This window comes from Actinoplanes sp. NPDC051633 (assembly GCF_040681735.1).
Lineage (GTDB): Bacteria > Actinomycetota > Actinomycetes > Mycobacteriales > Micromonosporaceae > Actinoplanes.
The window spans coordinates 1-10881 of record NZ_JBFAZH010000136.1 but is presented as its reverse complement, the minus strand read 5'-3'; the positions used below and the strand labels follow the sequence as shown (position 1 = coordinate 10881).

10 protein-coding genes and 1 pseudogene are annotated in these 10881 nt (G+C 70.1%); 5 read left to right on the top strand and 6 right to left on the bottom strand.

Features of this window, described 5'->3' with window-relative positions; translation table 11 throughout:
* Positions 1 to 97 precede the first annotated feature (97 nt).
* The 4 genes from AB0M20_RS11020 to AB0M20_RS11005 all read right to left on the bottom strand — a co-directional run bounded on the left by AB0M20_RS11020 (position 98) and on the right by AB0M20_RS11005 (position 3830).
* Positions 98 to 787, bottom strand: a complete 690-nt coding sequence (locus AB0M20_RS11020) for a class II aldolase/adducin family protein (protein ID WP_364296815.1) — start codon at positions 785 to 787, stop codon at positions 98 to 100.
* Between the two features lie 80 nt (positions 788 to 867).
* Positions 868 to 1245, bottom strand: a complete 378-nt coding sequence (locus AB0M20_RS11015) for a metalloregulator ArsR/SmtB family transcription factor (RefSeq protein ID WP_014440216.1) — start codon at positions 1243 to 1245, stop codon at positions 868 to 870.
* Positions 1246 to 2085: 840 nt separating this feature from the next.
* Positions 2086 to 2922, bottom strand: a complete 837-nt coding sequence (locus tag AB0M20_RS11010; RefSeq protein ID WP_364296813.1) for a hypothetical protein — start codon at positions 2920 to 2922, stop codon at positions 2086 to 2088.
* Positions 2923 to 2975: 53 nt separating this feature from the next.
* A complete protein-coding gene (locus tag AB0M20_RS11005; RefSeq protein WP_364296811.1) occupies positions 2976 to 3830 on the bottom strand; it encodes a hypothetical protein in 855 nt (284 codons plus the stop codon).
* A gap of 386 nt (positions 3831 to 4216) precedes the next feature.
* On the opposite strand from AB0M20_RS11005, the gene AB0M20_RS11000 reads away from it, so the two are divergent.
* On the top strand, positions 4217 to 4393 hold the full coding sequence (locus AB0M20_RS11000; RefSeq protein ID WP_364296809.1) for a hypothetical protein: 177 nt from the start codon (positions 4217 to 4219) through the stop codon (positions 4391 to 4393).
* Between the two features lie 52 nt (positions 4394 to 4445).
* Here the strand turns inward: AB0M20_RS11000 and clpB are convergent, their stop codons facing one another.
* Positions 4446 to 7034, bottom strand: a complete 2589-nt coding sequence (gene clpB, locus AB0M20_RS10995; RefSeq protein ID WP_364296807.1) for an ATP-dependent chaperone ClpB — start codon at positions 7032 to 7034, stop codon at positions 4446 to 4448.
* A gap of 114 nt (positions 7035 to 7148) precedes the next feature.
* Here clpB and AB0M20_RS10990 point away from each other — a divergent pair, with 114 nt between their 5' ends.
* From AB0M20_RS10990 to AB0M20_RS10975, 4 genes are all read left to right on the top strand, one after another.
* Positions 7149 to 8351, top strand: coding sequence for a sugar efflux transporter (locus AB0M20_RS10990; RefSeq protein ID WP_364296805.1), 1203 nt, complete (start codon positions 7149 to 7151; stop codon positions 8349 to 8351).
* Positions 8352 to 8371: 20 nt separating this feature from the next.
* Positions 8372 to 8869 carry a cation:proton antiporter regulatory subunit gene (locus AB0M20_RS10985; RefSeq protein ID WP_364296803.1) on the top strand — a complete coding sequence of 166 codons (498 nt, stop codon included), beginning with the start codon at positions 8372 to 8374 and terminating at the stop codon, positions 8867 to 8869.
* Positions 8870 to 8881: 12 nt separating this feature from the next.
* Positions 8882 to 10081 (top strand): cation:proton antiporter, encoded by a 1200-nt coding sequence (locus AB0M20_RS10980; protein WP_364296801.1) that lies wholly within the window; start codon positions 8882 to 8884, stop codon positions 10079 to 10081.
* Positions 10082 to 10217: 136 nt separating this feature from the next.
* Complete coding sequence (locus AB0M20_RS10975) at positions 10218 to 10664, top strand: hypothetical protein (RefSeq protein WP_364296799.1); 447 nt, start codon at positions 10218 to 10220, stop codon at positions 10662 to 10664.
* 11 nt (positions 10665 to 10675) lie between these two features.
* Here the strand turns inward: AB0M20_RS10975 and AB0M20_RS10970 are convergent.
* A pseudogene (locus AB0M20_RS10970) lies at positions 10676 to 10881 on the bottom strand (MerR family transcriptional regulator); the annotation flags it as partial.

Sequence of the window (10881 nt, the reverse complement as noted above, 5' to 3'; positions counted from 1 at the left end):
CATCGCGCACGCGGTCTAGGAGGAGATCGAGGAGCACCGGCGGCACTGAAATAGAGAACGCCCACCGCGAGGGTGGGCGTTCTCCATGGGGATCGCGTCAGACGGTGACGACCTCTGACGAGTGGAGACGGTCCAGGAACTCCTCCGGGCACTCCCGCAGGCCCTCGAGCCGGCCGGCGGTGAGCGCACGATAGGTGAGCAGCGCGGCCTCCTCGAGGTTGCGCGCCCGTTTGTGCGCCAGCTCGACGGTGTCCGCCATGACCACGCAGCCGTGCTGGCTGAGCACCAGGCAGTCGGTGCCGTCGGCGGCCATCGCCGCGGTCAGTGCGGCCAGCTCGGTGCTGCCGGGCACCCGGAACGGCACCGTCGACACCCGCCTCAGGTAGAAGGCGTGGTCGGTGGTGACGATGCGGATGTGCTCACCGAGGGCGTCGAGCAGCAACGCCGTCTGCGGGTGCAGATGGACGATCGCGTTGACGTCCTCTCTGGCGCGATAGAGAGCCAGATGCAGCGCGAGCTCGCTGGTCGGCTCGGTGCGCGATGCGGGCATCGCGGACACCGGAGCCTGGCCGACGACTGCGGGCGAGCCGTCGGCGATGCGTACCGCCGCGAAGGTGGTGCGGCTGAGCCGGTCCAGCCAGGCACCGCGTGCGGTGACCCAGCAGGCGTCCTCGTCCGGGATCCGGGCGGACAGATTGCCACCCGATCCACAGACCAGACCGGCTTGGACCACGTCGTATCCCACGTGCGCGAGCTGATCGCGCAGATCGCCGGGGACGTAGTTCACCCGATCAACTCCAGACCTGTGTCCTCGGGCCTGGCGTCACGCCTCTGACGTGGTGACGCCAGGCGGGCGCTGTCCGCTGGTCAGCGCGCCTTCTTGGTGGCCCGCTTCCGCGGCGGGGTCAGCAAGTCGGCAATCGTCGCGATCGCCGTCGGCACGAGGCGGTAGTACGCCCACACACCGCGCTTCTCACGCTCGAGGAGGCCGGCCTCCGTGAGGATCCGGAGGTGGTGGCTCACCGTGGGCTGCGAGAGGCCCAGAGGGGCCGTCAGGTCGCACACGCAAGCCTCGCCATCCGTCGCGGACTGGATGAGGCTCAGCAGCCGCAGCCGGGCCGGGTCGGCGAGTGCCTTAAGCACTCCCGCCAGACGCTCGGCATCGGCTCGTTCAATTGGCTCGCCCGCAAGCGGCGAGATTTGAGGCATTGTCATTTCCGCCAACGCAGTTCCCACGATCTCCATCCTTCCACCAACTGCATCGATTCTCCTGCATGTATGCAGGAACGAACCGGCTGACTTTCGGGCCGTAAGGCCGACGTCGATCACCGGGTTGGCCTATCGGTTCGACTGCCCGTCGCCCGCACGGGTTCCGATCGACTACCGATCCACCAATTCCGACACCGACTTCGGTCTCTGCCTCCTGCAACGCCTCAGTCGCCGCTTGGTCGCTGTCCAACTTCGTCAAGCGCTCGATCCGCCACCTCGGAGTGAGACGCTTCACATTGTCGATTCGTCGATCCGTACGGCGCCGCTGCCGTAGGTGGCCCTACGCCATCCCGCATCCTGAAGACCGGCTGGGTGCTGCGCCGGCACCGTCGCCGTCCCCTGCCTTCAGGACCCGATGAAAGCACGCCACGACTGTGTGCAACGACCGAACGTCGGTGAATTTACGCAGGTCGTAGCGCCTTCCCTGCTTTCGAGCGTACTGGCACTTTCAAACCGGGCCGTTCCGCCCCGCCGGGGCGGAAAAGGAACTATTGACCATCGACGTTGCACCCGGATATTGGAAGTATTGTTTACTGATTGAGTGTCGATTTAGGTTGATCCGTGAGGGATCGACGCAGCTCAACGCCCGAGTTGCGCGGCCCCTGGCAGGACCGGGCCGCCAATCACCGCTGAAGAGGCATCTATGCCTCTCGAATCCACGTTTGGCCATACGTCACCGAAATCTTGGCTAAATGCCCGGGCTCGACACGGCCGGTCGGCGCTGAACCAACGCATCCTCGGCGTTCAACGCTACCCGTTCGGGTGAGCCTCGCCCATCGATGGTCGTACCCGGTCGGGTGACCGCCGACACGCGCACTAGCTCGACTGATGCGCCGAGTCACCGCCGCCGGACCCGTCGGTGGTCCCCTCGGTGGTCCCTCCGGCGGGCGGCGGCTGCACCACCGTCGGCTCGGGACGCGACCACGCGGCATGGTCCTCGGGGCTCACCGCCGGCGCGGACGGGAATCCGGGGTCCGACGGGAAAGCCGGAGCCGCCGGGTGGGTCGGGCCGGCGGGCGGCTGGGCGGGGGCGGCGGCCGGGTAGGCCTGCTGGGCGCCGTATGTCGGCAATGCGACATACGCCTGCGGCCGGGACGTCGCCTCTCCGGTCCGCCGGAAGAAGTCCCCCGAGCCCATCAGCAAGCCGGCCACGATCGCGTAGCCGAGCGCCTGCGCCAGGGCGAGCGCGACGTTGATCTCGATCCAGGAGCCGGGATAGGCCGCGGACAGCTCGTATCCCGGCGTACCCGGAGCCCCGTCGCCGACGCGCTGCGCGCCGACCGTGGCCGCCGACCCGCAGCCGAAGAGCAGGCCCAGCCCGCACACCACCCAGGTGGCGGTGCGGAACCCGCGAGCGCCCCGGCGCAGGCCCAACGCCAGCACGATGTAGAGCGCGAAGAGCACGACGGCGAGCACCGCACCGATGGTGGCGAGCATCCACACCCCGGTCACGTACCCGTCGACGTCTCCGCCCGCGGCCGCGTCGCGGAAGCGGTCGACCACGCCGGGCGTGACGGCGAGCGTGGCGACCGAATAGCCGAGGCCGACCAGGCCCATCACCGCGAGCAGCCCGGCGGCGAGGCTCACCGTCAGAGGGCGGCGCGATGCGCCCGGCGCAGCGGGCGGAGCGGGCGGGGCGGCGGCGTAGGTCATCGAGACTCCCGAGGTGGTCCGTCGCCGACGAACCTACCGCTGCACCGGATCACTCAAGGCTGGGAGGTCGGATCCGACGGCGGCTTCCGCTCACCCTCCGGCCGACCCCACGGGTCCGAACTCGGCGGCGGCTGCGGCGGCTGCTGCGCAGGAGGCCCGGACTGGGGATAGGACGGCGGCCCGGACTGCGCCGGCCCGGACGGCGGGTACGGCGACTGGCCCGGTTGCTGGGTGGTCGGGTAGGTCGGGTACTGCGGCTGGCCGGACGGCTGCTGGCCGGGATATTGCGGCTGCTGGCCCGGGTACGCCGGGTACGGCAGCGACGGGTCGAACCCACCCGCGGCCGGCTTGCGGAAGAAGGCGTTCGACGCCGGCAGCGCCAGCAGGATCACGGCGCCGAGGATGGACAGCAGCGTGATCACGGTGAGGATCATGCTGAGCGGCTCGTACCAGGACGGCAGCGCGGCGTCGAGGCGGGACTGGATCTCCTCCTGGGACGGGCCGCCCCCGGAGCCGGCGTTCATCCCCGACGTGAGAGCCGTGCCGGCCAGGCCGAACCCGCTGCAGCACAGCATCAGCCCGCCGAGCACCCAGGTCGTGATCCGGGCGCCGTTGCGACCACGATTGTTGAAGATCGAGAGAATGACGAAGCCGGCGGCGACCAGGATGTTGACCACGACGCCGGCGACGGCTGCGCCGACGATGATCGACTCCGTGCCGGCGGCCGACCCGCCCGCGAACAGGTCGGACAGGGCGTCACTCATCTTGCCGACCGTGGTGAGCGTCAGGATGCCGCCGATCAGCGAAACCGCGGCGGCGGCCCACAGCAGGTAGGACGACAAGGTGACGGTGCCGGGACGCGCCTGCGGCTGGTGCGGCGGCGGCGCCGAATACGTCGGATTAGCCACGATCCCCCCTCGTTGATCCACTCACGGTATCGGTCGTGTGCCATGTCCGCGACCTCGCTACACGAACCGTGCCCGTATGGCAATATCCGGTGACGATGGAGGACATTCGCCCGAAAAGGTCGCTCGTTCAGGGGGCGACACCAGTCGATCCCGGCCCCTACACTTCCATCCCGTGGCCCACAGCTGGCAGCAGAGACCTCCAGCGGCCACCCGTGCCCGACCGAGTCGCCGCCCGCGCATAAGAAACGCCCCGGAGCAGGCAGACCGAGTCGGAAAGCACTTCCGATTGCGCCGTCCGCAGCCCCACCACCGCCCTGACCGGGCTAAAGGCAGGGCTCGTGACCACCCCGCGGCCGCCACAGACCTGAAAAGGACCGGTGAGTCCCATGCCCCACGCCGACACCCTGACCGTCGTTCACCATGACGACACGAGGACCCGATACAAGGACGTGCGATATCAGCTCGTCCGGGACGGGATCAGGATCTTCTCCGACGAGGGGGACCATCTCCTCACCGACATCCTCATGACACACGCCTACCGGCAACGGGAGGCGATGGACTGACCGAGAGGGCCCCGGGGTTCGTACCCCGGGGCCCTTTCCATGTCACTCGCTGCTATGCCCGCTTGACGGCCAGGTGGTCCTTCTCGTCGCCCAGGTCGACCAGCACCGTGTCGCCGTCGGTGATCTCACCGGCCAGCAGCGCCTTGGCCAGCGAGTCGCCGATCGCCGACTGGACCAGCCGGCGAAGCGGCCGGGCGCCGTAGACCGGGTCGAAGCCGTGCTCGCCCAGCCAGTGCACCGCGGCGTCGCTGACCTCGAGGGCGAGCCGCCGGTCGGCCAGCCGCGTGCGCAGCCGGCCGAGCTGGATGTCCACGATGGCCGCCAGGTCCTGCGCGGTCAGCGCGTGGAACACCACGATGTCGTCGAGACGGTTCAGGAACTCCGGCTTGAAGTGCGAGCGGACCGTCGCCATCACCTCTTCGCGGCGCTCGTCCTCGCTCAGCGTGAAGTCGGAGATCACCGACGAGCCGAGGTTCGAGGTGAGCACCAGGATCGCGTTGCGGAAGTCGACCGTGCGGCCCTGCCCGTCGGTGAGCCGGCCGTCGTCGAGCACCTGCAGCAGCACGTCGAAGACGTCCGGGTGCGCCTTCTCCACCTCGTCCAGCAGCACCACGCTGTACGGCCGGCGGCGCACCGCCTCGGTCAGCTGGCCGCCCTCCTCGTAACCGACGTACCCGGGCGGGGCACCGACCAGCCGGGCGACCGAGTGCTTCTCGCCGTACTCGCTCATGTCGATGCGGACCATCGCGCGCTCGTCGTCGAAGAGGAACCCCGCCAGCGCCTTGGCCAGCTCGGTCTTGCCGACGCCGGTCGGGCCCAGGAAGAGGAAACTGCCGGTCGGGCGGTCCGGATCGGCCACACCAGCCCGGGCGCGCCGCACGGCGCCGGAGACCGCGGCCACCGCCTCGGCCTGGCCGACCACCTTGGCCTGCAGCGACTCCTCCATGCGCAGCAGCTTGGCGGTCTCGCCCTCCAGCATCCGGCCGGCCGGGATGCCGGTCCACGAGGAGATCACCTCGGCGATGTCGTCGGCGCCGACCTCCTCCTTGACCATCGGCGGCTCGGTCTTCTCCTCCTCCGCGGCCGCGGCGGCCTCCATCTCCTTCTTGAGGCCGGGGATCACCTCGTAGAGCAGGCGCGACGCCTTCTCCAGGTCGCCGTCGCGCTGCGCGCGCTCCTGCTCGGCGGTGGTCTCGTCGAGCTGCTTCTTCAGCTCGCCGACCCGGTTGAGGCCGCCGCGCTCGCGCTCCCAGCGGGCGGTCAGCGCGGTCAGCTCCTCCTCGCGGTCGGCCAGGTCGCGGTCGAGCTTCTCGAGCCGGGCAACCGAGGCCGGGTCGGTCTCCTTGGCCAGCGCCAGCTTCTCCACCCGCATCCGGTCCACCTGGCGCTGCAGCTGGTCCAGCTCGACCGGCCGGGAGTCGATCTCCATGCGCAGCCTCGACGCGGCCTCGTCGATCAGGTCGATGGCCTTGTCCGGCAGGAAGCGGTCGGTGATGTAGCGGTCGGACAGCGCCGCCGCGGCGACCAGCGCAGCGTCGGTGATCTGCACGCGGTGGTGCGCCTCGTAGCGACCCTTGAGCCCGCGCAGGATGCCGATGGTGTCCTCGACCGTCGGCTCGCCGACCACCACGGGCTGGAAGCGCCGCTCCAGCGCCGCGTCCTTCTCGATGTGCTCGCGGTACTCGTCCAGGGTGGTCGCCCCGACCATCCGCAGCTCACCGCGGGCCAGCATCGGCTTGAGCATGTTGCCGGCGTCCATCGAGCCCTCGCCCTTGCCCGCGCCGACCACGGTGTGCAGCTCGTCGAGGAAGGTCACCACCTGCCCGTTGGAGTTGCGGATCTCCTCGAGCACCGACTTGAGCCGCTCCTCGAACTGGCCGCGGTACTGCGCACCGGCCACCATCGCGCCGAGGTCGAGCGACACCAGCTTCTTGTCGCGCAGCGTCTCGGGCACGTCGCCGGCCACGATGCGCTGGGCGAGGCCCTCGACGATCGCGGTCTTGCCGACGCCCGGCTCGCCGATCAGCACGGGGTTGTTCTTGGTGCGCCGCGACAGCACCTGGACGACCCGGCGGATCTCGGTGTCCCGGCCGATCACCGGGTCGATCTTGCCGTCGCGGGCCAGCGCGGTCAGGTCGACGCTGTACTTCTCGAGCGCCTTGTACGTCTGCTCGGGCTCGGCCGTGGTCACTCGCCGGTCGCCGCCGCGGACCTCGGGAAACGCCGCGACCAGCGCCTCCTCGGTGGCGCCCGCATCGCGCAGCGCCTTGCCGACCGCGCCGCCGACCCGGGCCAGCCCGGCCAGCAGGTGCTCGGTCGACACATACTCGTCGCCCAGCGGCTTGGCCAGCAGCTCGGCCTCGCCGATCGCGTTGACGAACTCGCGGGACAGGCTCGCCTCGGCCCGGCTGGAGCCCTGCGCGGAAGGCAGCTGTTCCAGGGCGCGGGCGGCGACCCGGCGGATGTCGGCCGGGTTGGCGCCCACGGCGCGCAGCAGGACCGGGGCGGTCGACCCGCCGGTGTCCAGCAGCGACAAGAGCATGTGCCAAGGCTCGACGGTGGCGTGCCCGCGCTGGTTGGCGTCGGCGGCCGCTCCGGTGATGACGTCGCGGCTCTTGGTCGTGAGACGTTCGGCGTTCATGTGCTCCCCTGATCGAGATTGGGCCACCGGTTGCAGCGTTCGCAGAGTTGAGCCTATTCCGCTCAACCTTAAATCGTCGACACAATGTCGGGGGGTCGTCGTAGCGTGCGACGCATGGGATCCGACACCGCCACCACGACCCGGGCGGGCCTCGTCCGGGTCTTTCTCCCCCTCGGGCTGGCCTTCCTGGCGGTCGGCCTGTCCGTGGCGCTGTTCGTCCCGTTCCTGTCGCTCTTCCTGAGCACCGAGGTGCACGCCAGCCCGATCCAGGTGACCGTGTTCCTCATCACAGGCCCGCTCGCCGGTGTGCTGGTGGCGTCCCGGATCGCGCGCCTGTCGGACCGGCGGCCGATCCGGCGCAAGCTGATGATCGGCGCGGCGGTGATCGGGGTGGTCGGCTGCCTACTGACCGCGGTGATCCGCGACTACTGGGTGCTGCTCGCGCTGCAGGTGACCGCCATCGCGATCGCCGGGTCGCTCTTCCCGCAGAGCTTCGCGTACGCACGAGAGGTGCTGCAGCGCGATCTGCCGGAGCGGGCCGCGATGGGCATCACGGCGCTGCGCACGGTCTTCTCGATCGCCTGGGTGGCCGGGCCCCCGCTGGCGTCGCTGCTGATCGAGACCGGCGGGTTCCGGCTGGTCTACGTCGTCGCCGCGGCGACCTATGCGACCGCCGCGGTGGTGGCCGCCTTGGGCCTGCCCGAGGTCCGCCCGGCCGGGGTGCGCGGCGAGACGGACGCCGGGATCGAGCCGCCACCGTCACGCGGCCGGCAGATCTTGATCACCGCCGCGTTCACCGCGCTGCAGTGCCCGCTCACGCTCGGTGTGCAGGCGCTGCCGCTCTTCATCAGCGAGGACCTCGGGGGCCGGGTCTCCGACGCGGGGCTGATCCTCGGGCTGTGCGCGGCGCTGGAGATCCCGCTGCTGCTCGGGATGGGGTGGCTGACCACGCGCGTCCCGGTCCGGTCGATCATCGTCGGCGGCGCCGCCTGCGGGGTGGTGTATTTCCTGATCGCCGCTTCGGCGGGCGCGGTGTGGGTGCTGCTCGCCGCCCAGATCGTGAACGCGCTGTTCATCGCGGCCATCTCGGGGCCAAGCATCAGCTTCGTGCAGGACATGATGCCCGACCAGCCGGGCCGGGCGACGACGCTGTTCACCAACACGTTCCCGATCGGCGCCATGCTCGCCGGGCCACTGCTCGGGGTGGCCGCACGGTTCGACTACCGGTGGGCGTTCGCGATGAACGCCGCTCTGTGCGCGCTGGGCCTGGTGTTGCTCCTGGCGATGCGGACGCGGCGGTCACCTCGGGTGCCATGACCGTGAGTTAGCGTTGATCCGTGCGCGCACGGGTTGAACAGACTCCACTTCCGGGGATCGGTGTCCGGCACGACCTGGTCACGTCCTCCGGGCGGACCCTCGGCGTCGTCTCGCACCGCAGCGGCCGCCGCGATCTCGTGCTCTACGACGTGGACGACCCCGACTCCTGCCTCGCCTCGATCCCGCTGACCGACGACGAGGCGGAGGCCCTGGCCGACATCCTGGGCGCCTCGCTGATGCTGGGTCAGCTCGCCGGGCTGCGGCAGCAGGCGGCCGGGCTGCTCACCGAGCAGATCGCGCTGCCGGCCGGTTCACCGTTCGTCGGCCGCCGCCTGGGCGACACCCGGGCACGCACCCGGACCAGCGCGTCCATCGTGGCCGTGATGCGCGACCGCGAGGTGATCGCCTCCCCCGGGCCGTCGTTCGTCTTCGAGGCCAATGACGTGGTGGTCGCCGTCGGCACCCGCGAGGGACTGGGCGGCGTGTCCGCGATCTTCGCCGGCGAATACAGCGACTAGAGCCGGACCCAGGTGCATCCCACAACGATCCTCCTGATCGAGGTCGGTGCGCTGCTCTTCGGGCTCGGCATGCTCGGCCGCGTGGGCCGGCGCTTCGGCCTCTCGCCGATCCCGCTCTACCTGCTCGCCGGCCTCGCCTTCGGCCAGGGCGGCCTCATCCCGCTGAGCGCCAGCAAGGAGTTCATCGAGATCGGCGCCGAGATCGGCGTGATCCTGCTGCTGGTCATGCTGGGCCTCGAATACTCGGCGAGCGAGCTGGTCGCCAACCTGCGCGCCTCGGCGCCGGCCGGTGTGCTCGACATGCTGCTCAACGCGCTGCCCGGCGCGGGTTTCGCCGTCCTGCTCGGCTGGGGCTGGGAGGCGGCGATCGTGCTGGCCGGGATCACCTGGGTGTCGTCCTCCGGAGTGATCGCCAAGGTCCTGGGCGACCTGGGCCGACTCGGTAACCGGGAGACGCCGGTGATCCTCTCGGTGCTGGTCATCGAGGACCTCGCGATGGCCTTCTACCTGCCGCTGGTGACCGCGGTGCTGGCCGGCGCCGGTCTGCTGGGCGGCGGCAAGGCGCTCGCCGTCGCGGTGGTCACCGTGATCGCGGTGCTGGTCGTGGCGATCCGCTACGGCGATGCGATCTCCAGCTTCATCTCGGTGCGTGACCCGGAGGCGCTGCTGCTCAGCGTGCTGGGCCTGACGCTGTTCGTGGCCGGGGTGGCGGCCGAGCTCAACGTCTCGGCCGCGGTCGGCGCGTTCCTCGTCGGCATCGCGCTCTCCGGTCCGGTTGCGCACTATGCGACACAAATGTTGTCGCCGCTGCGTGACCTGTTCGCCGCGGTCTTCTTCGTCTTCTTCGGGCTGTCGACCGATCCGGCCCACATGCCGCCGGTGCTCCTGCCGGCTCTCGGGCTCGCGGTGCTCACCATGGCCACCAAGATCGCGACCGGGTACGCGGCGGCCCGCCGCGCCGGCATCGCCATGCCGGGCCGCTGGCGGGCCGGCCTGGCACTGATGCCGCGGGGCGAGTTCTCCGTCGTCATCGCGGGCCTCGCGGTCGCCTCCGGGGTCGAGCCGGAACTGGCGCCGCTGGCCACGGCGTACGTTTTGATCACGGTGGTGAGCGGGCCGATGCTTGCCCGCATCCCGGATTACCCGTGGTTCAAGGCGTTCCTTCGCCGGCGGATGGCTTCCCCGGCTCGATCACTGACTGCTACCGACTGAACTTGATCAGTGAGCGCGCAGCGCAATGCTACTTTCCGGTACCAGAATGTGAACGAGAAGACTTTTGCACATGCACGTGCACGCGCTACCGTTCCGTCGACAGTTTTGTGTGACGGAAGAAACACAGGCGGCGAACGTGAGCGTGCGTGAATCGACCTTCTTCGGATTCGCGAACCCGGTCGACCCCCGGCCGGACGAGTTGCAGGCCTGGGCGTACCACCCGGAGGCCGTCCCGCTGGACGCGATGCCACCGGACTGGGACCTGCTGATCGCAGGCGACGTCCTCGGGCCCACCCTCTTCGAGCTGGCCATGGACCGGCAGTGCCCGGCCCGCCGCTTCGCCCTGCACTGCATGTACATCTACGCCGCCGACGGCGTCCGGCCGAACGCGTCGTCGCAGCGCAAGCGCCGGCTCAAGAAGTACGTCGAGCGCGCCGAAGAGGTCGGCGACGAGCCCATGTCGATCTGGGCGCACAACTGCCGGGTGCTGATGACCCGCCCCGAGCTCTTCGAGTACGAGGAGTGGATCGAGGGCGGCCTGGTTCGTCACCCGCGCCGCCTAGGTCTCTTCCACCGCAGGTAGGTCGAACTCCCCTACGAGCCCGGGCGGCGGGGACGCCAGACCACCAGGGCGGTGGACGGGCGCTCCTGCCGCACCAGATCCCGGCTCGGGTAGGCACCCATGGCTTCGTACTGGGCGATGCGGGCGTAGGCCTCATCGAGCTGGGCCTCCAGCTCGGCCACCCGCTGCTCCATGTCGCCGACCATGTTCTCCAGGGCGATGATGCGTTTGATGCCGG

Excerpts from the sequence above, each read along its gene's own strand:
- AB0M20_RS11015 (WP_014440216.1), bottom strand. The coding sequence starts at position 1,245 with ATGGAGATCGTGGGAACTGCGTTGGCGGAAATGACAATGCCTCAAATC.
- AB0M20_RS11010 (WP_364296813.1), bottom strand. The coding sequence starts at position 2,922 with ATGACCTACGCCGCCGCCCCGCCCGCTCCGCCCGCTGCGCCGGGCGCA.
- AB0M20_RS11000 (WP_364296809.1), top strand. The coding sequence starts at position 4,217 with ATGCCCCACGCCGACACCCTGACCGTCGTTCACCATGACGACACGAGG.
- clpB (WP_364296807.1), bottom strand. The coding sequence starts at position 7,034 with ATGAACGCCGAACGTCTCACGACCAAGAGCCGCGACGTCATCACCGGA.
- AB0M20_RS10990 (WP_364296805.1), top strand. The coding sequence starts at position 7,149 with ATGGGATCCGACACCGCCACCACGACCCGGGCGGGCCTCGTCCGGGTC.